Annotated in this window: 14 protein-coding genes and 1 pseudogene; 7 read left to right on the top strand and 8 right to left on the bottom strand. The window is 68.4% G+C overall.

What is annotated here, in order from left to right:
• Positions 1-32: 32 nt before the first annotated feature.
• From QE363_RS07825 to QE363_RS07795, 7 genes are all read right to left on the bottom strand, one after another.
• Positions 33-716, bottom strand: a complete 684-nt coding sequence (locus QE363_RS07825) for a response regulator transcription factor (protein ID WP_309693992.1) — start codon at positions 714-716, stop codon at positions 33-35.
• Positions 716-3,382: a sensor histidine kinase KdpD gene (locus tag QE363_RS07820; protein WP_309693989.1), complete on the bottom strand. Its 2,667-nt coding sequence runs from the start codon at positions 3,380-3,382 to the stop codon at positions 716-718. Before QE363_RS07820 ends, QE363_RS07825 begins: the two co-directional genes overlap by 1 nt.
• Positions 3,379-3,951 carry a potassium-transporting ATPase subunit KdpC gene (gene kdpC / locus QE363_RS07815; protein ID WP_309693986.1) on the bottom strand — a complete coding sequence of 191 codons (573 nt, stop codon included), beginning with the start codon at positions 3,949-3,951 and terminating at the stop codon, positions 3,379-3,381. The genes QE363_RS07820 and kdpC overlap by 4 nt, the downstream gene beginning before the upstream one ends.
• A 55-nt stretch (positions 3,952-4,006) precedes the next feature.
• Positions 4,007-6,043, bottom strand: coding sequence for a potassium-transporting ATPase subunit KdpB (kdpB, locus tag QE363_RS07810; protein ID WP_309693983.1), 2,037 nt, complete (start codon positions 6,041-6,043; stop codon positions 4,007-4,009).
• A gap of 15 nt (positions 6,044-6,058) precedes the next feature.
• Entirely contained in the window at positions 6,059-7,762 is a 1,704-nt protein-coding gene (gene kdpA / locus QE363_RS07805) for a potassium-transporting ATPase subunit KdpA (protein WP_309693981.1), read from the bottom strand.
• Positions 7,763-7,775: 13 nt separating this feature from the next.
• Positions 7,776-7,865 carry a K(+)-transporting ATPase subunit F gene (kdpF, locus tag QE363_RS07800; RefSeq protein ID WP_115378396.1) on the bottom strand — a complete coding sequence of 30 codons (90 nt, stop codon included), beginning with the start codon at positions 7,863-7,865 and terminating at the stop codon, positions 7,776-7,778.
• A gap of 108 nt (positions 7,866-7,973) precedes the next feature.
• On the bottom strand, positions 7,974-8,825 hold the full coding sequence (locus QE363_RS07795; protein ID WP_309693976.1) for a TorF family putative porin: 852 nt from the start codon (positions 8,823-8,825) through the stop codon (positions 7,974-7,976).
• A 298-nt stretch (positions 8,826-9,123) separates the two neighbouring features.
• On the opposite strand from QE363_RS07795, the gene QE363_RS07790 reads away from it, so the two are divergent.
• The 3 genes from QE363_RS07790 to QE363_RS07780 all read left to right on the top strand — a co-directional run bounded on the left by QE363_RS07790 (position 9,124) and on the right by QE363_RS07780 (position 14,332).
• On the top strand, positions 9,124-11,193 hold the full coding sequence (locus QE363_RS07790) for a phosphocholine-specific phospholipase C (RefSeq protein ID WP_309693974.1): 2,070 nt from the start codon (positions 9,124-9,126) through the stop codon (positions 11,191-11,193).
• Positions 11,194-11,328: 135 nt separating this feature from the next.
• Positions 11,329-13,650 (top strand): TIM-barrel domain-containing protein, encoded by a 2,322-nt coding sequence (locus QE363_RS07785; protein WP_309698144.1) that lies wholly within the window; start codon positions 11,329-11,331, stop codon positions 13,648-13,650.
• Between the two features lie 106 nt (positions 13,651-13,756).
• Positions 13,757-14,332 (top strand): hypothetical protein, encoded by a 576-nt coding sequence (locus QE363_RS07780; protein WP_309693971.1) that lies wholly within the window; start codon positions 13,757-13,759, stop codon positions 14,330-14,332.
• Positions 14,333-14,456: 124 nt separating this feature from the next.
• Here the strand turns inward: QE363_RS07780 and QE363_RS07775 are convergent, their stop codons facing one another.
• Positions 14,457-17,906 carry a TonB-dependent receptor gene (locus tag QE363_RS07775; RefSeq protein WP_405053217.1) on the bottom strand — a complete coding sequence of 1,150 codons (3,450 nt, stop codon included), beginning with the start codon at positions 17,904-17,906 and terminating at the stop codon, positions 14,457-14,459.
• Between the two features lie 318 nt (positions 17,907-18,224).
• On the opposite strand from QE363_RS07775, the pseudogene QE363_RS07770 reads away from it, so the two are divergent.
• From QE363_RS07770 to QE363_RS07755, 4 genes and pseudogenes are all read left to right on the top strand, one after another.
• Positions 18,225-19,683 (top strand): annotated as a pseudogene (locus tag QE363_RS07770) (tryptophan halogenase family protein).
• Complete coding sequence (locus QE363_RS07765) at positions 19,680-21,152, top strand: tryptophan 7-halogenase (protein ID WP_309693966.1); 1,473 nt, start codon at positions 19,680-19,682, stop codon at positions 21,150-21,152. Before QE363_RS07770 ends, QE363_RS07765 begins: the two are co-directional and overlap by 4 nt.
• On the top strand, positions 21,149-22,780 hold the full coding sequence (locus QE363_RS07760; protein ID WP_309693964.1) for a tryptophan 7-halogenase: 1,632 nt from the start codon (positions 21,149-21,151) through the stop codon (positions 22,778-22,780). The genes QE363_RS07765 and QE363_RS07760 overlap by 4 nt, the downstream gene beginning before the upstream one ends.
• Positions 22,777-24,582 (top strand): glycoside hydrolase family 9 protein, encoded by a 1,806-nt coding sequence (locus QE363_RS07755; protein ID WP_309693962.1) that lies wholly within the window; start codon positions 22,777-22,779, stop codon positions 24,580-24,582. Before QE363_RS07760 ends, QE363_RS07755 begins: the two co-directional genes overlap by 4 nt.
• Positions 24,583-24,614: the final 32 nt, after the last annotated feature.

The raw sequence follows: 24,614 nt of genomic DNA, 5'->3' as shown, positions 1-24,614 counted from the left end.
CTGGGCTCCGGCCTTCGCCGGGGAACAGGGAGCTACCCCTCCACCCGCAACCGATACCCCACGCCCAGTTCGTTCGCGATGACGCTCCCAACCGGCTGCGGCGCTTCCAGCTTCTGGCGCAGGTTGCGCACGACGATGCGTAAATAGTCGATGCGCGGATCCTCGTCCCCGCCCCAGGCCGCGTCAATGATCCGGTCATGCGTCACCACCCGGCCGGGATGGCGCGCCAGCACCGCCAGCACGTCATATTCCTTGCGGGTCAGATGCTGTTCCTCACCCCCGCGCGTCACCAAGCGACGATCGAGATCGATCGCCAGGTCGCCGGTCCGCACGATCGTCGGCGCCGCCTCGGCCGCGCGGGCGTGGCGGAGGGCGACGCGCAGCCGCGCCAGCAGCTCGTCGGTGTCGAACGGCTTGGTCACATAATCGTCCGCACCCAGGTCGAGCGCGGCGACCTTCTCCTCGGTCGCATCGCGTGCAGACACGACCAGCACCACCCGCTCTGCCGCACGCAGCAGCGGGATCAGGCCCAGCCCGTCGCGATCGGGCAGCCCCAGGTCCAGCAGCACCGCATCGGGATGCTCGGCCGCCGCGCGTGCCAGCGCGTCGCGGCCGTCGCGCGCCTCGACCACCTTGTGCCCCGCCTGCTCCAGCGTGTTGCGCAGCAGGCGACGGATCGCGACTTCGTCGTCCACCACCAATATCGTCGCGGGCATCAGGCCATTCCCTCCGGCGCGCCGTCGCGCATGATCAGGTCGCGCGGAAAGACCAGGGCGAAGGCCGCACCGCTTTCATCGTCGCGATTGCCCGCCTCTACGCTCAGACCCATCGCCTCCGCAAAGGCCTTGACGATGGCGAGGCCCAGGCCGGTGCCGCCGACGACCCGGTCGGAGCCCTCCAGTCGCCGGAACGTCTCGAACACTTCGGCCTCGCGGCCCGGCGGCAGGCCGGGGCCATGGTCCAGCACCGATAGGCGCAAGCTGCCGTGGCGATGCCGCCCCTCGATCACGATCTCGGTCCCCGGATCGCCATAGCGCCCGGCATTGTCGAGCAGGTTGAGCAGGCAATGATGCAGCAATTGCGGATCGGCACGCACCAGCGGCAGGTCGGGCGGCACGTCGAGCCGCACGGCATGCCCCTCCAGCGCGCGGCGGACGTCGTGCGCCGCGCCGGTCACCGCATCGCTCAGGTCGATCGCCTCGATCCTCAGCTTCAGCGCCCCCGCCTCGACGCGCGCCATGTCGAGCAGGTTGGCGACGAACCGGTTGAGCCGCGCCGCCTCCCCCTCGATGGTCGCGATCAGATCGGGCGTCGCGCCCTGCCGCAACTGCGCGGCGGCGGCCATCACTGCGGTCAGCGGCGTGCGCAGATCATGGCTGACCGAGGACAGCAGCGCCGCCCGCAGCCGGTCGCGGGTACGCACCGCATCGACATCGCGCACCTCCGCCTCCAGCCGCAACCGTTCGAGGACCAGTGCCGCCTGGTCGATCAGCCCGGTCAGCAGCGGCAGGCGGTCGGCGCGCACCGGCTCGCCCCCCGCCTCACGCGCCAGCCCGAGAACGGCGAGCGTCCGGTTACCCGCCTTGAGCGGCTGGAACAGCCATTCGGACGCGGCCAACGTCGCCGACCCCTTGCCCGCCGGCGTGCCGGTGTCGAAGGCCCAGTGCGCGGCGGCCATTTCCATCGTCTCCAGCCGGTAATCGGGCTTGGTCGCCGCCTGCACCGCCAGACCGGCGGGCGACGGGGTGAGCAGCAACGCCTGCACCTCGAACAGCCGCGCGATGTCTTCGCAGATCACGCGCGCCGCCTCGGCCGGGTCGGCAAGGCCGCTGAGCCGATGGAGGAAGCCCGCCAGCGTCGCATTGTCGCGCGCGCTCGCCGCCGCGAGGTCGGCCTGCGCCCGCACGCGCGAGGTCAGCTGGCTGGTCGCGACCGCGACGCCCAGCAGGACGAAGATCGAAATGACATTCTCAGGATTGCTGACGCTCAGCGTGCCCACCGGGGGCAGGAAGAAGAAATTATAGGCGAGGCTCGATGCCAGCCCCGCGAACAGCCCGGTGCGCAGGCCGTAAAGGCTCGCCGCCGCCATGACGGGCAGCAGATAGAGCAGCGCGACATTGCCCAGGTTGAGGATATGGAACAGCGCGCTCGCCAAGCCCGTCACCAAGGCCACGCCGAGCAGCGTCAGGCCATAGCCGGTGGGCGAACCCCATTGCCCGCGCCGCCGGGTCCGCTCGCGCCCGACCGGGACCTCGCCGACCGGCAGGACATGGACGGTGACGCCCGGCGTCTCGCGCACCAGCCGGTCGACGACCGAGCCATGGCGCAGCTCGAACCAGCGCGAGCGCTTGGCCTTGCCGACGACCAGCTGCGTGGCGCGGGCATCGGTCAGGAAGGCGCGGATGCCCTCGACCACGCTGGGCGCGGGCACGGTGGCGACCGCCGCGCCGAGTTGCGTCGCCAAAGTCATCGTCGCGGCCAGCCGCCGATGCTGCGCCTCGCCCAAAGTCGCGGTGCGCGGCGTGTCGATGAACAGGGCGGTCCAGGGCGCGCGGAGCGCATCGGCCGCGCGCTTGGCGGCGCGGACCAGTTCGTCGGCACCGGGCAGCTCGCTGACCGCGACGACCAGCCGCTCGCCCGCCGCCCATTGCCCGCCGACGCCAAGGCTGCGGACATGGTCGAGCATCTGCGCATCAACCGCCTGCGCCGCCCGCCGGAGCGCCAGTTCGCGCAATGCCGACAGGTTCGACTTGGAAAAGAAATGCGACAGCGCCCGCGTCGCTTCCTGCGGCAGATAGACCTTGCCCGCCTTCAACCGCTCGATCAGCTCGTCGGGCGGAATGTCGACCACCTCGATCTCGGCGGCCTCCAGGATGCGGTCTGGCACCGTCTCGCGCACCCGGACGCGGGTGAAGCTGGCGACGACGTCGTTCAGGCTTTCGACGTGCTGGATATTGACGGTGGAATAGACGTCGATCCCCGCCGCCAGCAGCTCCTCGACATCCTGATAGCGTTTGGGATGGCGACTGCCCGGCGCATTGGTATGCGCCAGTTCATCGACCAGCGCGAGGCGCGGCGCGCGGGCGAGGACCGCATCGATGTCCATCTCGTGCAGCGTCCGACCCTCATAGGGCACGGCGCGGCGGGGCATGACCTCCTGCCCGCGCACCAGCGCCTCGGTCTCGACCCGGCCGTGCGTCTCGACCACCGCGACGACGACATCGACGCCGTCGCGGCGTCGTGCCGCGCCCTCGGAGAGCATCTCGAACGTCTTGCCGACGCCGGGGGCTGCGCCGAGGAAGATTTTCAGGCGGCCGCGCCCCTCGCGCTCGGCGGCGCGCAGCAGGGCGTCGGGGTCGGGGCGCGGCTCGCCTGCCGTCATCGCGCGGGCGTGGCGTCCAGCGCGCGGTTGAGGGCGAGGACGTTGACATGGGGGTCGCCCAGCACCGAGTCCTCGGTCCTGGCGACGACCAGCGCGCGGACCTGTTCGACGCCCAGGCCGCGGACACGGGCGATGCGGGCGGCCTGCGCCAGTGCGGCTTCGGGCGACAGATCGGGGTCGAGACCCGATCCGCTGGCGGTGACGAGGTCGGCGGGCATATCACCCATCACGCCTTCGGCCCGGCGCCTGGCGACCTCGGCCTTCACCCGGTCGGCCAGCGCCTGCGAGGTCGGCCCCAGGTTCGAGCCCGACGAGGCCAGCCCGTCATAGCCCTTGCCCGCTGCCGAGGGACGCGTCTGGAAATAGCGGTCGCTGACGAACGCCTGCCCGACGACTTCGGAGCCGATTACGCGCCCCCCGACCTGCACCAAACTGCCACTGGCCTGATGCGGGAAGATCGTCTGTCCGATGCCGGTCATCGCCAGAGGATAGACCAATCCGAGCAGGACCGCGAACAGGATCGTCATGACGATCGCGGGCCGTAATGCGGTTGTAATGTCGGTGTTCATGATGCTTCCTTCCTCAAGCCCCTCCCCCGAAAGGGGAGGGGCTTTTGCCCTCAGCTCACGCCAGTCCCAGGCCACCGACCACAAGGTCGATGATCTTGATGCCGACGAACGGCGCGATCAGGCCGCCCAGGCCATAGATGGCGAGGTTGCGCGCCAGCAGCGGCCCCGCCCCCATCGGCTTGTAGGCGACGCCCTTCAGCGCCAGCGGCACGAGCAGCGGGATGATCAGCGCGTTGAAGATGATCGCCGACAGGATCGCCGATTGCGGCGTCGCCAGACCCATGACATTCAGCACGCCGAGGCCGGGATAGAGCGCCACGAACATCGCCGGGATGATCGCAAAATACTTCGCCACGTCATTGGCGACCGAGAAGGTCGTCAGCGCGCCGCGCGTCATCAGCAACTGCTTGCCGAGACCGACCACCTCGATCAGCTTGGTCGGGTCGCTGTCGAGGTCGACCATGTTCCCCGCCTCGCGCGCAGCCTGGGTCCCGGTGTTCATCGCGACGCCGACATCCGCCTGCGCCAGGGCCGGGGCATCGTTGGTGCCGTCGCCGCACATTGCGACCAGCTTGCCGCCCTGCTGTTCCTGACGGATCAGCGCCAGCTTGTCCTCGGGCGTCGCCTGCGCGAGGAAGTCGTCCACCCCCGCTTCGGCGGCGATGGCGGCGGCGGTCAGGGGGTTGTCGCCGGTGATCATCACCGTGCGGATGCCCATGCGGCGCAGCTCGCCGAAACGTTCGCGGATGCCCGCCTTGACCACGTCCTTCAGGAAGATGGCGCCGAGCAGGCGACCATTTTCCGCCACCGCCAAAGGCGTGCCACCGGCGCGCGCGATCTCGTCGGTGATGCGACGCAGCTGGGTCGCCGCCGCCGTCTCCCCCACACCCGGATGGGCGCGCAGGATCGAGTCGACCGCGCCCTTCTGGATCAGCCGCTCGCCGATCCGCACGCCCGAGATACGGGTTTGGGCGGTGAAGGGGATGATCTCGGCGTCCGCAGGCAGGCTGGCGATCGACACCTTGAACTGCTCGCGCGCCAGGACGACGATGGAGCGACCTTCCGGCGTTTCGTCCGCCAGGCTGGCCATCAGCGCCGCCTCGGCCAGCGCATCCACGTCCGAGCCGCCGACGGCACGGAACTCGCTCGCCTGACGGTCGCCGATGGTGATGGTGCCCGTCTTGTCGAGCAGCAGCACGTCGACATCACCCGCCGCCTCGACCGCACGGCCCGACTTGGCGAGCACGTTGAAGCGGACCAGACGGTCCATGCCCGCAATGCCGATCGCCGACAGCAGCGCGGCGATGGTCGTCGGGATCAGGGTGATGAGCAACGCCGCCAGGATCGCCACCGGGATGCTGCCGCCCGCATAGGAGGCGAAGCCCGGAATGGTGCCGACCGCGATCAGGAAGATGATGGTCAGGCCGACGAGCAATATGGTCAGCGCCACCTCGTTCGGGGTCTTCTGACGCTCGGCGCCCTCGACCAGCGCGATCATGCGGTCGAGGAAACCCTGACCCGGATTGACCGTCACCTTGACGCGGATCTCGTCGGAGATGACGCGGGTGCCCGCCGTCACCGCCGAACGGTCGCCGCCCGCCTCGCGGATGACGGGCGCGCTCTCGCCGGTGATCGCGGCTTCGTTGACGCTCGCCACGCCCGCGACGACTTCGCCGTCCGAGGGGATCAGGTCGCCGGTCTCGACCAGCACCACGTCGCCGATCTTCAGCGCGCTGGCGGGGACATTCTCCCACTCCTGGCCAGCGCTCGTCAGCCGCTTGGCGGTCAGCTCGGCCTTGGCGGCGCGCAGGGACGCGGCCTGTGCCTTGCCCCGGCCTTCCGCCAGCGCCTCGGCAAAGGTGCCGAACAACACGGTCAGCCACAGCCAGACGACCAGTTGCAGCTTGAAGCCGGTGGTCAGCCCGTCATGCCCGACGACGAGCAGGACGGTCAGCAGGGCGGCAACCACCGCGGTCACGAACATCACCGGGTTGCGGATCAGTTCGCGCGGATTGAGTTTGACGAACGAGGCCTTGATCGCCGGGAGCACGAGCTCGGCGGTGAACAGGCTCTTGGTAGGGGAATTGGCCATGAATGGCGCTCCCGATCAGAAGAGTTGACCGCGGATCATCGCGAGATGATCGGCGATGGGACCAAGGGCGAGGCTCGGCAGGAAGGTCAGGCCGCCCAGCACCAGCACGATGCCGACGAGCAGACCGATCCACAGCACACCCGTGGTCGGGAAGGACCCGGCCGAGGCGGGGACATGCTTCTTCGCCGCCAGGCTGCCCGCGATAGCGAGCATCGGCACGATGATGAAGAAGCGGCCGACCCACATGGCGACGCCCAGCAGGCCATCATACCAGGGGGTAGAGGCGGTCAGGCCCGCAAAGGCCGAGCCGTTGTTCGCCACCGCACTGGTGAAGGCATAGAGGATCTCGCCGAACCCATGCGGCCCCTTGTTGAGCGGCCCCGCAAGACCCGCCTGCGTGACGCAGGACAGCGCGGTCAGCCCCAGGATGAACAGCGGCAGGACGGCGATGGCGAGGACGGCGAGCTTCACCTCTCGGGCTTCGATCTTCTTGCCGACATATTCGGGCGTGCGACCGACCATCAGGCCGGCGACGAACACCGCCAGGATGGCGAACAGCAGGAAGCCATAGATTCCTGCCCCCACGCCGCCGATGACGACCTCGCCCAGCTGCATGTTGAACAGCGGGATCATGCCGCCAAGTGCGGTAAAGCTGTCATGCATCGCATTGACCGCGCCGCACGACGCCGCCGTGGTGACAGCCGCGAACAGGGCGGACGCGGCGACGCCGAAGCGGACCTCCTTGCCCTCCATATTGCTCCCTGCGACGACCAGCTGGTGCAGCACGGGGTTGCCCGCCGCTTCCGCCCAATAGGCCACGGTCGCGCCGCCCAGGAACAGCAGGACCATCGCGGCCAGGATCGCCCAGCCCTGCCGCGTGTTGCCGACCGCCTTGCCGAAGCACCAGGTCAGGCCGAAGCCGATCACGAAGATCGACAGCATCTGGACGAAATTGGTGAGCGCGGTCGGGTTCTCGAACGGATGCGCGCTATTGGCGTTGAAGAAGCCGCCACCATTGGTGCCGAGCATCTTGATCGCTTCCTGGCTGGCCACCGGGCCGAGCAGGATCGACTGGCGCACGCCCTCCAGCGTGTCGATATTGACCACGCCTGCCATGGTCTGTGGCACGCCGCTGGCGATCAGGAACACCGCATAGACGATGCTGACCGGCAGCAGCAGATACAGGGTGATGCGCGTCACATCGGCCCAGAAATTGCCGAGATTCTTCGTCTCGCGCCCCGCAAAGCCCCGGAACAGCGCAAAAGCCAGCGCGATGCCGGTCGCCGCCGACATGAAGTTGTGGATGGTCAGGCCGAGCATCTGACTGAGGTTCGACATGGTCGACTCGCCCGCATAGCTTTGCCAGTTGGTGTTGGTGGTGAAGCTGATCGCGGTGTTGAACGCCAGATGCGGGGTCAGCCCGGCCAGCCCCTGCGGATTGCCCGGCAGGTAGAATTGCAGGCGCAGCACCGCATAGGTGAAGACCATCAACGCCACGTTGAAGATCAGCATGTGCAGCGCATAGCGGCGCCAGCCCTGCTGCGCCTCCGGGTCGATACCCGACAGCGTGTAGAAGCCGCGCTCGACGGGACCGAGCACAGCGTGGAGGGCCGTGCGCCGCCCCTCGTACAGCGCGAACAGCCATGCGCCGACCGGCTTGGTCAGCGCGAGCAGGATCGCGACGAAGCCCAAAATCAGGGCCCATCCCTGAAGCGTCATGATGCCGCCTCCTTCAGAAGCGTTCGGGGCGGATCAGCACCGCCACCAGATAGACGAGAAGGCCGAATGCGGTCAGCGCCGCCAGCCAGAGGTCGAGGGTCATGGCTCGGCCCTCCTCACGCGTGGTCGCACAGGCGGCCATAGGCGAGCGTCGCCGCCACCAGCCCGGCCATGACCAGCAACCAGATCAGATCGTCCATGTCGCAGCTCCTCAGAAGGCGGCGGTGAGGGTGGCGAGGAAGGTGCTGCCCGCGATATTGCCGGTGCCGTCCTGCCCCTTGCTGAAGCTCGGCCGCAGATAGGCGGCCTTGCGGTCGGAAATGTCGGTGTCGACCCAGGCCAGCCCCAGCGTCAGGTTGCGCCACGTCGTGTCCGCGCCCAGCGACCAGTCCCAATAGTCGCCAGTCGGTGTCGGCGCGGTGGCGTTGGGGCCGAGGCCGTTCATGCCCCAGCTATGGCCGATATGCGCCTTGGCGGTGATCGGCGTGCCCTGGATCGCCGCCGCGCCGTCGCCCCAGAGATACAGGTTGTCGCTCTTGGCGCCCGAATGGTCATAGACGCCCGCCGCCGCACTCGCGCCGTTATCATACCATTTGCCGATCGCCTGCTGCTTGGGGGCATAGGCGACACCGGCGGTCAGCGAGACCGGGCCGGTCGTGCCCGACAGCTTGGCGAAGGGTTCGGCATAGTCGGTCTTGTTCGCGCCGCCCGGATACATGTACCAGGTGAGGCCGACGTCGAGCGTGCCGGTCGGGCTGATCCGGGTCTTGTACCCGCCGATCAGGTCCAGCTCCATGTTGGCGCCGCCGAAGGTGCCCCACCCCGCCAGGTTCGACGCCCAGGTGCCGACATAGGCGCCGCTCTCATGGGTCAGCGTGATGCCGCCCTGCACCGCCATATGCTCGTCCGACTGCGAAATGCCGCGCAGCCGATAGTCAGAGACGATCGCGGCCGAACCGCTGACCGTCACGGGCGGCGGCGGCGCGGTCTCGGCGGTCTGCGCCGATGCGGCGGCCGGAAACACGAACAGCGCCGTGGCGGCGCAAATGGTGATGGTCTTCATATATGCCCCTATGGACAGGCCGCCGCGAAGAAATGGGCGACCTCCAGGGCCGGGCAATTAGGCCTGGGCGGCGTAGCAATGCGAGGGCGATTGCCCGGTTTCGCATATAGACGGCGTATAGTTCGCCCCCTCATTCCTCCCCTGCAAGGGGAGGTGGCAGGCCGTCAGGCCTGACGGAGGGGTGTCACCCTCTCGGTAGCGGGACACCCCTCCGACGCGCTGCGCGCGCCACCTCCCCTTGCAGGGGAGGAAGAAAATGGCGTCATGGAAACGTCAACGATTTCCGCCATGACGGGACATGGTCACACTCTCCCGCCGCTCACTCCTGTCCGCCGGTGCCGCGCTTGCCGGAGCCAGCGCCCTGCCCCCCGCCATCGCCCGCGCCGCCGCGATCGCCCCCGACCGGCGCACCGGTACCATCCGCGATGTCGAGCATGTCGTCATCCTGATGCAGGAAAATCGCGGCTTCGATCATTATTTCGGCACCATGCGCGGGGTGCGCGGCTTTGGCGACCGCTTCCCCATCCCGCTCGCCCCGACCACGTCCGGCGGCGAGCCGCGCACCGTCTGGCAGCAGATGGACCGCACCGCCCCCGACGGCCCGCGTCTGGTGTCGCCCTTCCGGCTAGACACGCGTGCCCATTTCGATCTGATGCGGATGGAGGGCACCCCGCACACCTGGCCCGATGCGCAATCCGCCTGGGACGAAGGGCGCATGGCGCATTGGCCCGAGGCCAAGAAGCAGCGCGCCATGGGCCATTATGCCCGCGCCGACATCCCCTTCCAGTTCGCGCTGGCCGAGGCCTTCACCATTTGCGACGCCTATCACTGTGCGATCCAGACGGGGACCAACACCAACCGGCTGTTCCTGTGGACCGGCACCAACGATCCTTCGGGCAAGGCGGGCGGCCCGGCGATCAGCAATTCGCATGACAGCTTCGCCGAGGATGGCGGCGCGGCCGATCCTTATCGCTGGACCAGTACGGTCGAGCGGATGCAGGCGGCGGGCGTGGACTGGCGCATCTATCAGGACATGGCGGACAATTTCACCGACAATCCGCTGGTCGGTTTCGCGGCCTTTCGCGAGGCGCATCACGGGCGCGGCGATCCGGCGCTGAAGGACCGGGCGCTGACTACGCGCGGGCTGGACGTGCTCAAGGCCGATGTGCTCGCCGGGCGGCTGCCGCAGCTGTCCTATGTCATCGCCACCGCCGCCGGGTCGGAACATCCCAACCCCTCAAGCCCGGCACAGGGCGCGGCCTATACCGCCGAACTGCTCGACGCGCTGACCGCCGATCCCAAGGTCTGGGCGCGGACCACTCTGTTTGTGATGTTCGACGAGAATGACGGCTTTTTCGACCATGTCCCGCCGCCCGCGCCGCCGTCGCGCGGGGCCGATGGCCGTCCGCTCGGCGGATCGACCGTCGACTTGGCGGGCGAATATCATGACGTGCCCTCGACCGGAGATGCCGATGTCGACAAGCCCGCCTATCGCGGCCGCCCCTATGGCCTGGGACCGCGCGTGCCCATGTATGTCGTGTCGCCCTGGAGCCGGGGCGGCTGGGTCAACTCGCAGGTCTTCGACCACACCAGCGTCATCCGCTTCCTTGAGACGCGCTTCGGCTTTCACGAGCCGAATATCTCACCCTGGCGACGCGCGATCTGCGGCGACCTGACCAGCGCGTTCGACTTTGCCGCGAGCGGGGATGCCGCACCCCGCCTGCCCGATCCGCGCGGCGAGGCGATCCGGGCGGCCGCGATCAAGGGACAGGTCAGCCCAGAGGCACCCATGGCGCCCGGCATGCCCCGCCAGGAGCCCGGCCTCCGCCGCGCCCGCCCCCTGCCCTATCGGCTCGAGGTGCAGGAGATGGTCGAGGTCGACGGCCTTGGCCTGCGGTTCCAGGCGGAGGGCGCGGGCGCGGTCTTCCATGTCTATGACCGGCTGGCGCTCGACCGCGTGCCGCGCCGCTATGCGCTGGCTGCCGGCACCCGGATCGAGGATCGCTGGAACCTGGATGCCGAGGGACGCTACGACCTGTGGATCCTGGGACCGGGCGGGTTCCACCGGCATCTGGCGGGACGGGGCGCGATGCCACAGCCGCTGCAATGGCGGGTCGCCGAGGACATGCTGCACCTGACCGTCCCCGCCGCGATCGCCGATCTTCGCATTGTGCGCGCCACGGCCGGGGGCGGCGAGACGCGGACCGTGGCGCTGGCCCCCGGCGCGCATCGCTGGTCGCTGGCCGCCGATCTGGGCTGGTACGACATGATGCTGACCCGTGCGGCTCAACCCGACTATCGCCGTCGCCTGGCCGGGCGGCAGGACCAGGCGAACCGCGCCACGGTGAGCGACCCGTTCATGGCCTGACCGGGCAAATCAACCACTTCCCCGCCGCATGACGGGGCGATAGGGGTTAGCGGTCACATAATCGGGTTTCTAAAGGGGATGAGGATCATGCGAAGCATAGCGCGCGCCACGGCGCCGGGCGACCGACGCGGACGAATGGCGAAGCGACTGATCGCCGCCGCCGCGCTGCTCTGCGGCAGCGCCCCCCTCGCCCTCTCGGCCGATCCGCTGGCGACGATCGAGCGCAACGGCGCGCAGGTTTCGGTCGAACCCTATGCCCCCGGCATCGTGCGCGTCACCATCGCGATGGACCGCACGCTGGCGGAGGCCAAGCCCGGCTATGGCATCACCGCCCGGAGCGATGCGACCGGCTGGACTCATCGCACCGATACCAGCGGCGACATCTTCACCTCGGCCGGGCTGAACGTCACCGTCGCCGCCCAGCCCTGGCCCAAGCCGCCCAGCCAGATGGAGCGCTACTTCGCGCCCTCGCTGCCCCCTGTAGCGATCAGCTTCGCCGGGGCCGACGGCAAGCCGCTGACCCGGATGAACGGGTGGGAGATGGCGCCGCACACCGTCTCGGGCGAGGCGACGTTCAAGGTGGGCGCGAACTTCGCCGACACCCCCGACACCCATTATTACGGGCTGGGCCAATATCAGGACGGCGTGCTCGACCTGCGCGGCCGGACGATCGACTGCCGCCACGACTATGACCGGCCCGGCGGCGAGTCCGTCTGCGTGCCGTTCATGGTGACGGACAAGGGCTATGCGATCCTGTGGGACAATCCCTCGGCCGCGACCGTGTCGCCCGGCCTGATGAACGCGACCAAGTTCCAGTCCAATGTCGGCGAGCGGGTATCCTTCTTTGTCATCGCGGGCAGGACGGCAGACGAGCTCTATGCCGGTTACGCCCGGCTGACCGGCGCGACGCCCTTGCCGCCCAAGGCCGCCTTCGGCCTGATCCAGAGCAAGGCGCGCTATGAGACGCAAGGCCAGCTGACCGAGATCGCCGACGGCTATCGCAGCCGGGGCCTGCCGCTCGACATCATGGTGCTCGACTGGTTCTACTGGACCCGGATGGGGCAGCTCGACATCGACCGCACCGCCTTTCCCGATCCGGCGGGGATGAACGCGCATCTGAAATCGATGGGCATGCGCAGCATCATCAGCATCTGGCCGCGTTTCGAGCGCGAGAGCCGCTGGTTCGACACGCTGGCGGCCAAGGGCTGGCTGATGAAGGACAAGGACGGCAAGCCGGTCGACGGTCTGCCCATCCGCTCCGACCGGGCGGGCGCGCTGATCGACAGCACCAATCCGGAGGCGCGCGAGTGGTTCTGGGGCAAGATCCGCGACAATATCTTCTCGAACGGCTTCGACTATGCCTGGCTGGACGAGACCGAACCCGATCTGGTGCCGGAGGGGCATTTCTTCGCGATCGGCTCGGGCGACCGCTATCGCAACGTCTATCCGCTGCTCCACACCGCCAGCGTCGCGGACGGGTCGGCGCGCGACCGGCCGACCATGCGCAACGTCATCCTGTGCCGCGCCGCCTATCTGGGGACGCAGGCCAATGGCTGCTTGTTCTGGTCGTCGGACGTGCAATCCAACTGGGAAGCGCTGAAGCGGCAGGTGCCCGCCGGGCTCGGCATGACCGCCAGCGGCATCGCCTATTGGTCGAGCGACACGGGCGGCTGGCAATGGCCGAGCGGGCCGGAGGCGCAGGCCCCGGTGCTGGTCGATCCGGCGGGCGCGACCGCGATGGCGCCGTCGTACCGCGATTATCCCGAGCTGTTCGTCCGCTGGTTCCAGTATAACGCCTTCACCCCGACGCTGCGCATCCATGGCCAGCGGCCCGGCACCGCGCTGTGGGACTATGGCAAGGCGGCCGAGCCGATCCTGGCGAGCAGCCTGCGGCTCCGCTATGCGCTGATCCCCTATATCTATGCGCTGGGGCGGCAGACGAACCAGAGCGGCGCGCCGTTCATGCGCGCGCTGTTCATGGACTTTCCCAATGATCCGGTCGTGAAGACGCTGGGCGACGAATATATGTTCGGCCCCGCCTTCCTGGTCGCGCCCGTCACCGAACAGGGGCAGACGGCGCGCCGCGTCTATCTGCCCGCCGGGACTGACTGGTATGACTGGTGGACCGACAAGCGCTATACGGGCGGCCAGTGGATCGAGGCGGCGGCGCCGATCGACCATATCCCGCTGTTCGTGCGGGCGGGGTCGATCGTGCCGATGGGCGTCCAGGTGCCGAGCACCGCGACCGCGCAAGCCCTGGAGAGCATTCGCGTCTATCCGGGCCGCGATGCCAGTTTCACCCTTTATGACGATGACGGCACCACCAATGCCTATCGCACCGGCGGCGGGCGCAGCGCCACGCTGCGCTGGAACGACGCCACCCGCCAGTTGACCGCCGGGGGCCGCCTGCCGACCGGCCAGACGCTGGCGCCGCTGGTCAGGATCGTCGGCCAGTAACGGGATCGCGCCCGGCGAGTTTCCCCTTGAGGAAAACGGACCGGGCGCGATACGATTTTGGCGACGGACCGGAACGACCGGCCGTTCCAAAATGGGGAGAAGGAGCATGATCGGACTTATTGCCATGCTGTTGGCCACGCTGCCCGCCGCGCCGGGACAGGCCGCACCCAGCGCCGCCGCGCAGCCCAGCATCTTCGACAAGGCGGTCAACGCGCCGGGCATCGGGTGGAATCCCTATGGCCCCAACCAGACCGCCAGGCAGGTGCCCGCGACGGACGTTCCGGGCGGGGCCGCGGTCCAGATCAAGGTCGCACGCGCCGGGGCCAATCCCTGGGACAGCGGCGTCACCTATCCGACGGTCAAGCCGATCGCGGCGGGCGACACGATGCTGGTCATGGTCTTCCTGCGCGCGCCCGATGCGACCGACGCCGCGCCGGTGACGATCCCGGTGGGGATGGGCGGCTCCGAGCCGCCTTACACCCCGATCGCGACCGAGCCGGTTCGGGTCGGATCGACCTGGAAACGCTATTATGTCACCGGCGTCGCGAACCAGGCCTATGCCGCGGGCAAGGCCAATATCTCGGTCCAGCTGGCCGGGGCCAAGCAGGTGATCGAGGTCGGACCGGCCTTCCTGCTCGATCTGGGGCCGGGGTTCGATCGGTCGAAATTGCCGCATAACTGATGGGCTGAAAGGGGGCGGGAATCCACCCCCCATCCAAAAAGGACCGCCCGCCTCCCCATGGGAAGCGGGCGGTCGCACGTCACGCTCCGGCCGGAGCCCGAAGGCCCCGGCCGAACCTTCCGGATCAGAAGGTGCCGCGAAGCGCGAAGGTGAAGCGGCGGTCGTTGACGATGTACGAGCGCGGCGCCGTAGCGGTCGAACCGCTGATATAGGCCTGCTCGGTCTTGATGACCTGATTGGCCAGGTTCACGCCCTGCACGCCGATCTTCAGATATTTGTTCAGGTTGATGAACGCCGACGCGTCGAGCTGCCCGCCTGCATCCTGATAGATGGAGGTATAGGGAAAGATCACATCCGCCGGGGTCAGCAGATATTTCGAACGCCAGTTATACGCCGCCCGCAGTGACACCGGACCCTTTTCATAGAAGAGCGCGGCGTTGACCGTATGCCGCGACAGCCCCTCCAGCGGAATATTGCCCGGCTTGATGTTCGAATTGTTCGCCGGAGCACCGCCGTTCAGGAACGAGTTGGGCAGGCCCGAGCTGTCGATATAGGTATAGCTGCCGCTCGCCCCCAGACCGCCGAGCAGCCCCGGCAGGAAGTCGAAGGTCTGCTGATACGCCGCCTCGAAGCCCTTTATCTTGCCCGTGCCGTCATAATTGGACGGCCCGCGCACCAGCACCGACTGGGTGATGCCGTTGCTGGTGATGTTGCGGGTGGTGACCGACTGGTAGAAGAAGTCCTTCACCGACTTGTAGAAGACGTCCAACGACAGCTGGCCGACACGGGCGAAATACCATTCCACCGTGGCGTCGAACTGCCACGCGGTGGCGGGCTTCAGATAGGGATTGCCCGCCGTCGCGGTGATCTGGCCGCCATTGGCATCAAAGCCGAGTTGCAGGAAGTTGCGGATATTCGCGAAGTCCGGACGCGTCATCACCTTCGACGCCGCCAAACGCAGCACCACGTCGCGACCGATCCCGAACTTCAAGTTCATGCTCGGCAGCCAGTAATGATATTGGCTGCGCGCCGTATCGGGCGTCGTGACCCCGGTCGAGAATTGCCGGATCGCGTTATAGGCTGGCCTGCCGAGCTGGCAGATGCCCGTCGGCACGGCGGTGACGCTGACGCCATTTTGCGTCGTGGTCTGCGGTGCGCACCGGACCTCGAACTCGTCGGTCGTGCCCGTCTGCTGCCGGGTCGGCGCACCGATCGAGCCTGCCGAGGTCACGTCGGTCAGGACATAGCGGACGCCGATGTTGCCGCTCATCCGAACGCCCGGGAACAGATCGCCCGGCGTCGCGAAGTTCAGCTGCGCAAAGGCGTTCTTGTCCTGCTGGTTCACCAGCTGGATTTCCGACGGCAGATACGGCGTGCCCGACACGACGCCCGCCCGCTGCGCCAGCGGCGACCAGGTCGTGGCGGTCGAACCATTGGCCGACTTCCACAAATTGCCGATCGACTGGAAATAGGCCGCCGCCTGCTGATAATCGTCCGTCATGTTGCCGGTATAATAATAGGCGGACGGCGAACCGTTGGTCGCACCACGGAAGAAGTTCGGGAAGGTATAGAGCTCGGTCTGGCCCGGCTGCTGCGCGAAGGACACCGGGTTGCTGCCCGACCAGACTTCCGACAGCGCACCCCAGTTATAGGTGGTGTAGCGCACTTCCGACGCGCGGTCGGCATAGCGTGCGCCGAACCGCGCGCGGGTGAAGAAGCTGCCTTCGTCGAACTTATAGTCGACATCGGCCTTGAACGCATATTCGCGGCCCACGCTCTCTTCGAGATGGTCCATCGCCGCGCGCCAGAACTGGACGTTGCGGTTGGCGAAATATTGCGAATCGCTCTGCTGGTTCAAGGTCGGGTTGGGCGTCGCCCAGCTTGCCTGGAGCGTCGTCGGCTTGTGCGGGATGACGACCGGCAGATTGCCCGACAGGTCGAGTTCGGAGTCGGCGAAGGTCGAGCCGAACACGCGCAGATCGGTGTTGGTCTTCTTCGCACGGGTATAGTCACCGTCGAGATTGACCGACCAATGGTCGTCGAGCTGGGTCTTCAGGTTGACGCCGAAATCGGTGACGGTGTTCTCGTCCCGCGTCATGCCGCGCGCCAGTGACTGCTGCGTACCGCCGGTGGGAACCCAGCAGGTCGCCTGACCGCTGCAATTGCCGCGATACCCGTTGCCCGGCGCGGTGATGTACCCCGACTGGAACAGGCCGTTGGCGTCATAGACATAGTTCTTGGTCGTGCCGGTCGGGCACTGGGCGATCGTCGCGTTGTTGGGGCCCAGATTGTTCTGGAGACAGCCGACGGGGTAGGTGTTGTACTCGGCCAGGTCGGGCGCGGTCTCGAAGGTCCGCTCCGACGTGTTGTTGACCGTGTGGGTCCGCAGGAACTGCGCGGTCAGGACGGTGCGCTCGTCATTGCTCTGCCACTGGCCTGCCAGCGCGATGCCGTCACGCTTGCGATCGAATTCCTGCGTCGCGAACTGGCCGCCGATCGGTGCGTAGCGCAGCGATGCCGGGTCGAGATAGCCGTCCGCGCCCGGCGTGCTGGCCGCACCGCACGCAAACCCGGTCGTGCCGCCGACCGGCAGCGTCGTCTGGTCGACCGTGCCGGGCAAGGGGTTGCGGCAATTCTGCGCGGTGGTCGAATTGGCCGCCAGCGCCAGCGTGTTGTCGCGGGTCTGGATATTGGTGATGCGGATGCTGTCCGCCCGGCTGCGAACGCGCGAGTAGGAGATGTTGCCGAGCAGGCCGAAGCGGCCGATGCCGGTATCCCAGGTGTTGCTGACCAGCAGCGAGCCCGTCGGCGACCATTTCTTCTTGAAGTCGCCATAATTGCCCTCGGCGGTGAAGCCGATATGGAAACCCTTGTTGTCGAACGGCTTGCGGGTGTTCAGATTGACCGTACCGGCCAGGCCGCCCTCGATCAGATCGGCGGTGGCGTTCTTGTACACCTCGACCGAGCCCAGCAGTTCGGCAGGCACGTCGGAGAAGTTGATCGCCTGCCCGCCGATACCCGCCGAGAAGGTGTCGCGGCCGTTGAACTCGGACCGGACGAAGGTCAGGCCGCGCACCGCGACGCCCGAACCCTCGACCGAGAAGTGATCGGGATCGTTGGCGGCGGCGAAGCGGCTGATCGACACGCCGGGCACGCGCTGAAGCGCCTCGGTCACCGAACGGTCGGGCAGCGCGCCGATGTCGCTGGCGGTGATCGCGTCGACCACGGTGTCGGAATTGCGCTTGATCGACTGGGCGTTCGCCAGGCTCTGGCGGATGCCGGTGACGACGACTTCCTTTTCGCTGCCGACCTCATCGCCCGCGGCGGGCTGCGATCCGGCGGTGCCGACAGCGGCGCTGGTCGGCGGCGTCGCCGATCCGGCCGTCCCCTGGCCCGCGACCGATCCGGTCGGCGAGGAGGTGGACTGGTCCGCTCCGGCCGCAGCCTGCGGATCGGCGGCCTGCGCAAAGGCGGGCGCGCTCAGCGAGGCGATGCACAGCGCACCGGCGGACGCCCCGAACAGAAGGCGCGAAAAACGATTGGTATTGGACGTGAGCGGCGCAAAGCTGCGCATAACGGTCATCCCCCCCTTTTGTGCGCGCCACTATTGACGTCGCAGACTAGGTCGCGATCGCGACTGTTACCGCGATTCACCGCAACATGATTGCGCTACCAGTCACGAAACAACAAGATACTGATCTTAAAAATGGCCGATCCGGGACAAGGTGCGACATTCCTGCCACGCTTCGCATTGCGACGGATTGCGGCAAGGGCCAAGGCGCGGCATGACTTGGAAAATTGGCACGGGAATCGAGGCCAAAAGGGGGGGGATGGTAGCGTGACAACGGATCGGCTGCGGGTCGTCATCGTGGGCGGCGGGACCGCCGGGTGGATGGCCGGCGCCGCGCTGACGCGTCTCGTTTCAGGACGCTGTTCGGTACGGCTGATCGAATCCGAGGCGATCGGCGTGGTCGGCGTCGGCGAGGCCACCCTGCCCCATATCCGCGCCTTCAACGAACGACTGGGCATCGCCGAGGCCGATTTCATGGCGCGCACCCGCGCGACGTTCAAACTGGGGATCGAGTTTCGCGACTGGGGCCGGATCGGGGATAGCTATATCCATCCCTTCGGCACCTTCGGACGCGGTTCGGGCCCGATCGACTTCCACCATTACTGGACGCGGCTGGCGCGGGAGGGGCACGCGCCGCCGCCGCTCGACCGGCTGTCCTATGCCTGTGCCCTGGCGCGCGCGGGGCGGTTTGACCATCCGGGGCGGGATCGCGAGGACCTCTCCTCGACCTTCGGCTATGCCTATCAGTTCGATGCGCTGCTCTTCGCCCCCTATCTGCGGCAACTGGCCGAGGAGGCCGGCGCGGTGCGGACCGAAGGGATGGTCGTCGATGTTGAGCGCGACGGCGAGAGCGGCCTGATCCGCGCGGTCACGCTGGCGGATGGCGAGAGGGTGGAAGGCGACCTCTTCATCGACTGTTCGGGCTTCCGCTCGCTCCTGCTCGGGCAGACGCTGGAGGAGCCGTTCGAGGACTGGTCGAAATGGCTGCCGACCGACCGCGCGGTGGCGATGCCGTGCCAGACCGAGACCGCCGTCACCCCCTATACCAGCGCAATTGCGATGCCCGCCGGATGGCGCTGGCGCATCCCGCTCCAGCACCGCACCGGCAATGGCTATGTCTATGCCAGCGACTTCATCGGCGACGACGAGGCGTCGCGCGCGCTGGAGCAGGCGGTGGAGGGCGAACCGCTCGCCAGCCCGCGCCTCCTGCGCTTCAAGGCGGGGCGGCGGCGGCGGAGCTGGGTCGGCAATTGCGTGGCCATAGGGCTGGCCAGCGGCTTTCTGGAGCCGCTGGAATCGACCAGCATCTATCTGGTGCAGCAGGCGATCACAGCGCTGATCGAGCTGTTTCCCGAACGCGGGATGGCCGCGTCGGACCGCGACGAGTTCAACCGGATCATCGACCTGGAATATGACCGGATCCGCGATTTCCTGATCCTGCATTATCACGCCACGACCCGCGACGATTCCCCCTTCTGGAACTATGTCCGCACCATGCCCATCCCGGACAGCCTGGCCGAGAAGATGGAATTGTGGCGCAGGCGGGCGCGGGTGGTGAAGTATCGCGAGGGCGTGTTCCTGGATGCCAGCTGGATCGCGGTCTATCTGGGCCAGGGCATCCTGCCCGAAGGCTGGGACCCGCGCGCCGATGTCGCGAGGGCCGACGCACTGACCCGCGCGGTCGCGGACCTGCGGGCGGAGATCGATGCCGATGTCGGCGCGCGGCCCCGATCACCGCACCTTCCTGCAACGCTATTGCCCGATGGTGGAGGCGGCATGACGGCGCGCGCCATCACGCGAGTCCTGGTCGCGGGCGGCGGGCTGACCGGCTGGTGCGCCGCCGCCGCGCTCAAGCGACGCGCGCCGTTCCTCGACGTCACGCTGCTCGCCACCGCGATCGCGCCCGATGCGCTGGCGGACCGGATTGCCTGCACCCTGCCCTCGCTTCCCGGTTTCCAGGCCGATCTGGGGCTGGGCGAGGATGACGGGGTGACGCGCGCCGGGGCGGGCTATCGGCTGGGCACGCACTTTGCGGGCTGGGCCGAGGGGTTGCCCGATTACGTCCATGCCTATGGCTCCTATGGCCATGCCATCGGTCCGGCCGCCTTCCACCTCCACTGGGTGCGGGCGGCACGCGAGGGCAGCACCACCCCGTTCGACGGCTTTTCCCCCGCCGCGCAAGCCGCGCGGGCGGGGCGCTTCGTACCGCCGACGCCCGACACGCTGTTCGCCGCACACGACTATGGCCTGACGCTCGACCTGGACCGGCACCGCGCGATGATGCGCGCCTTCGCCCTGCATGTCGGGGTGCGCGAGACCGTCGGCGAGATCGCCGAGGCCGCCTGCGACGTGCGCGGCTTCCTCTCCGGCATCCGGCTGACCGGCGGCGAGACGCTGGCCGCCGACCTGTATGTCGACGCGACCGGACCGGCGGCGCGGCTGCGCGGCGCGATCGACGCGGAGCGGCAGGACTGGAGCGCCTGGCTGCCCTGCGACCGGGTGCTGCTCGGCAGCCGCCAGGGGGGCGAAGGGCCGCCGGTGCTCACCCCCGTCACCGCCCATGCGGCGGGATGGCACTGGTCGAGCGGCGAGCAGGTCGGGATCGCCTATGCCTCGGCGCATCTGCCCGATGCGCAGGCCGCCGCGATGCTGGCGGGGGACGGCGCGACACCGGACCGGCCCGTCACGATCCACCCCGGCACCCGCCCCCAGCCCTGGCGCGGCAATTGCGTCGCGATCGGCGATGCCGCCACCCAGGTCGAGCCGCTGGAATGGTGCAACCTCCATCTGGCGCTGAGCGCGATCGACCGGCTGGTCGCGATGCTGCCCGATGCGGACATGGCGCCGGTCGAGCGCGCGGATTTCAACCGCCAGACCCTGGCCGAGGCCGAGCGGGTGCGCGACTTCCTCGCCGCGCATTACCGCACCGCGCGCCGCCCCGAACCGATGTGGCAGGCGGTGGCACATGCCGAGCCGCCCGCCAGCCTGGCGCATACGCTGGCGCAATTCGCCGAGCGCGGCCGCCTGCCCTTCTATGAGGAAGAGACGTTCGCGCGCGACAGCTGGGCCGCGATCCTGCTGGGTCAGGGTGTGCTGCCGCGTCGCGTCGATCCGCTGGCCGAGACCATGACCTTCGCCGAGTTGCGGGGCATGATGGACCGCTTCACCAACGCCATCGCCGCCGCCCTGCCCCGCCTTCCCGCCCATGCCGAATGGCGGGCCGCCCAGATGAGACGCCTTGCCCGATGACGACATCGCATGACCACCGCATCCGCCGGGTCGTCATCGTCGGCGGCGGCACCGCCGGATGGATGGCCGCCGCCGCCTTCGCGCGGCTGCTCAACAACGGCTATACCCAGGTCACGCTGATCGAGTCCGAGGAGATCGGCACGGTCGGCGTCGGCGAGGCGACGATCCCGCCGATCATCACCTTCAACCAGATGCTGGGGCTGGACGAGAATGAGTTTCTCGCCGCGACCGGCGGCACGTTCAAGCTGGGGATCGAGTTCGTCGACTGGGGCGAGCGGGGCGAACGCTATTTCCACCCCTTCGGACGCTATGGCCAGGATTTGCAGGGCGTCCATTTCCACCAGCTCTGGCTGCGCGAAAAGAGCCGTACGCCCGCCCTGCCCGACATCGCCGACTGGGCGATGAGCGCGGTCGCGGCGCGTGGGGGCAAGTTCGGGCGCGCCAAACCCGATGCGCGCTCGCCGATCCGCGAGCTGTTCTACGCCTTCCACTTCGACGCCTCGCTCTATGCCCGCTATCTGCGCGGCTATGCCGAGCGTGGCGGGGTGACGCGGATCGAGGGGCGGATCGAGGCGGTCGGGCTGCGCCCCGAGGATGGCTATGTCGAGGCGGTGACGCTGGCCGATGGCCGCCGGGTCGAGGGCGACCTGTTCATCGACTGCTCGGGCTTTCGTGGCCTGCTGATCGAGGAGGCGCTGGGCACCGGCTATGAAAGCTATGCCCGGTGGCTGCCCTGCGACCGCGCGGTCGCCGCCCCGTGCGCGCTGCCCGACCCGCGCGAACCCGATCCCTTCACCCGCGCGACCGCGCGGCAGGCGGGCTGGCAATGGCGCATCCCGCTCCAGCACCGGATGGGCAATGGCCTGGTCTATTGCAGCGAATATCTGGACGACGATGCCGCGCGCGCGCAGCTGCTCGGCAGCCTGGAGGGGGAGTTGCTGGGCGATCCGCGCCAGCTGCGCTTCACCGCCGGGCGGCGTCGGCAAAGCTGGAACCGCAACGTCGTGGCGCTGGGCCTGTCGAGCGGCTTTCTGGAACCGCTGGAATCGACCAGCATCCATCTGGTGCAGGCCGCGATCCAGCGGCTGATCGCGCTGTTCCCCGACGCCCGCTTCGACCCGGCCGAGCGGGACGAGTTCAATCGCCAGATGCACGACCTGTACGAGGATGTGCGCGACTTCATCATCCTCCACTATAAGGCGACGCGGCGCGGCGACACGCCCTTCTGGGACCGGGTGCGCACCATGGACGTGCCCGACAGCCTGGCGCGCAAGATGGCGCTGTGGTCGGGCAAGGGGCGGCTGTTCCGCGAAGGCTATGATTTGTTCGGCAATCCCAGCTGGGTCGCGGTCTGCCTGGGCCAGGGGCTGGTTCCGCAGGGGTGGGAGCCCGCCGCCGACGCGCTCGACGAAAATCTGGTGGCGCAGGCGCTGGCGCAGATGCATCAGGGCTATGCCGAGACGGGGGCGCGGCTGCCCAGCCATGGCGATTTCCTGCGCGCGGTCGCGCCCTCGCCGCTCGCCCCCGCGATGACGGGCATGACGGGGGCGTCGAAGGCCGACGACACCGGCTATGATTTTGCGCGCACCGCCCCCGATACCGGGCGGGCGCGGGGAGTGATCTTGTGAAGCGGTTCGTTCTTCCCCTGCTGGCGCTGGCCGCGATCGGTGCGACCGACGCGCCGGGGCCCCATCTCAACCAGATCGGTTTTCGCCCCGACACCGCCAAGCGCGCCATCCTAGCGCATGACGGCATGCAGCCCTTGCCCTGGCGGCTGTTGAACGAGAGCGGCGCGACGGTGGCGGAGGGGCGGACCACCCCCTTCGGCCCCGATGCCGCCTCGGGCGACACGGTTCACCAGATCGATTTCGGCCGCTTCGCCGCGCCGGGCCGCTACCGGCTTCAGGTGGACGGGCGGACCAGCCCCGTCTTCACCGTCGACGCAGGCGTCTATGCCCCGCTGGCGCGCGCCGCACTGAACTTTTTCTACCAGCAGCGCGCAGGCGTGCCGATCGAGGCGCGTTTCGCCGGCGGGCCGCAATGGGCGCGGGCCGCCGGTCATACGAAGGAAGTCGTGACCTGCTTCAAGGGGGCGGATCTGGCGGGCACCGTCTGGCCGGGCTGCCCCTATAAGCTGGATGTCACCGGCGGATGGTATGATGCGGGCGACCAGGGCAAATATGTCGTCAATGGCGGCATCGCGCTGTGGATGCTGCAAAATCTCTATGAGGTCGATGCCGCGTCGCCGCCCTTCCCCGATGGCGCCGCCGCGCTGCCCGAGGCCGGGAACCGGATCAACGACCTGCTGGACGAGACGGCGTGGGAAATGCGCTTCCTGCTGGCGATGCAGGTGCCCGACGGCCAGACGCTGGCGCTGCCGGTCGGGCGGCAGGCCGGGCGCGTCAAGCAGCTGACGCCGGTCGATTCGGGCGGGATGGCACATCACAAGATCGCCGACCGCAACTGGACGGCGCTGCCCACCGCGCCCGCCGACGATCATGAGGAGCGGCTGCTCTATCCGCCCAGCACCGCCGCGACGCTGAACCTGGCGGCGACGGCGGCGCAATGCGCGCGCATCTGGCGCGGGATCGACGACGCCTTCGCCAGACGCTGCCTGGTCGCGGCGGGCAAGGCGTATCGCGCGGCGCGGCGCAATCCCGACATCTATGCCGCGCAGGACTTCAACGGCAGCGGCGGTTACGGCGATGGCGAGCTGTCCGACGAACTCTATTGGGCGACCGCCGAACTCTATGCCGCGACCGGGGTGCCCGAACTGGCCGAGGCGCTGCACGCGATGCCGCTCCATGCCGCGCCGCTGACCGCCGAGCCGAGCTGGGGCAGCACCGCCGCGCTGGGCACGATCACGCTGGCGACCGCGACCGGGGTGGCCCCCGCCGAACGCGCCGCCGCGCGCGCCAAGCTGGTGGCACTGGCCGACCGCTTCCTGGCCGAGGAAGCGCGGTCGGGCTATCACATCCCCTTTGCCGACACCGCCTATCACTGGGGATCGAACAGCGGCATTCTGGGCCGAGGCATGATCCTGGCGCTGGCCGCGCGCTTCACCGGGCAGGCCCGCTACCGCGACGCGGCGGTCGACACGATGGACTATGTGCTGGGCCGCAATCCGCTCGACCAGAGCTATGTCAGCGGCTTCGGATGGAAGCCCATGAAGAACCCGCATCACCGTTTCTGGGCGCATCAGATGGATGCCCGCATGCCCGGACCGCCGCCCGGCGTGCTGAGCGGCGGGGCCAACAGCACCGTCTTTCCCGAACCCGCCTCCGCGCCGATGAAGGGGCATTGCGTGGGCCAGCGCTGCTGGATCGACGATGCGCGCGCCTATGCGCATAACGAGGTCGCGATCAACTGGAACGCGCCGCTGGTCTGGCTAGCCAGCGACCTGACCCGGCCGCCCGCCCCGGCACGCTGACAGCCCGGGTTCACCAAGTTTCTGCAAAATTC

Source organism: Sphingomonas sp. SORGH_AS_0870 (assembly GCF_031453175.1).
GTDB lineage: Bacteria > Pseudomonadota > Alphaproteobacteria > Sphingomonadales > Sphingomonadaceae > Sphingomonas.
Note: the sequence above shows the minus strand (reverse complement) of the source record. Positions and strands in the feature narration are given on the sequence as shown.

Bases quoted from the DNA above. Each gene is read 5' to 3' on its own strand.
- kdpF (WP_115378396.1), bottom strand. From the start codon at position 7,865: ATGACCCTCGACCTCTGGCTGGCGGCGCTGACCGCATTCGGCCTTCTC.
- QE363_RS07825 (WP_309693992.1), bottom strand. From the start codon at position 716: ATGCCCGCGACGATATTGGTGGTGGACGACGAAGTCGCGATCCGTCGC.
- QE363_RS07820 (WP_309693989.1), bottom strand. From the start codon at position 3,382: ATGACGGCAGGCGAGCCGCGCCCCGACCCCGACGCCCTGCTGCGCGCC.
- kdpB (WP_309693983.1), bottom strand. From the start codon at position 6,043: ATGGCCAATTCCCCTACCAAGAGCCTGTTCACCGCCGAGCTCGTGCTC.
- QE363_RS07775 (WP_405053217.1), bottom strand. From the start codon at position 17,906: ATGCGCAGCTTTGCGCCGCTCACGTCCAATACCAATCGTTTTTCGCGC.
- QE363_RS07785 (WP_309698144.1), top strand. From the start codon at position 11,329: ATGGCGAAGCGACTGATCGCCGCCGCCGCGCTGCTCTGCGGCAGCGCC.
- QE363_RS07765 (WP_309693966.1), top strand. From the start codon at position 19,680: ATGACGGCGCGCGCCATCACGCGAGTCCTGGTCGCGGGCGGCGGGCTG.
- QE363_RS07790 (WP_309693974.1), top strand. From the start codon at position 9,124: ATGGTCACACTCTCCCGCCGCTCACTCCTGTCCGCCGGTGCCGCGCTT.
- QE363_RS07780 (WP_309693971.1), top strand. From the start codon at position 13,757: ATGATCGGACTTATTGCCATGCTGTTGGCCACGCTGCCCGCCGCGCCG.
- kdpC (WP_309693986.1), bottom strand. From the start codon at position 3,951: ATGAACACCGACATTACAACCGCATTACGGCCCGCGATCGTCATGACG.
- kdpA (WP_309693981.1), bottom strand. From the start codon at position 7,762: ATGACGCTTCAGGGATGGGCCCTGATTTTGGGCTTCGTCGCGATCCTG.
- QE363_RS07795 (WP_309693976.1), bottom strand. From the start codon at position 8,825: ATGAAGACCATCACCATTTGCGCCGCCACGGCGCTGTTCGTGTTTCCG.
- QE363_RS07760 (WP_309693964.1), top strand. From the start codon at position 21,149: ATGACGACATCGCATGACCACCGCATCCGCCGGGTCGTCATCGTCGGC.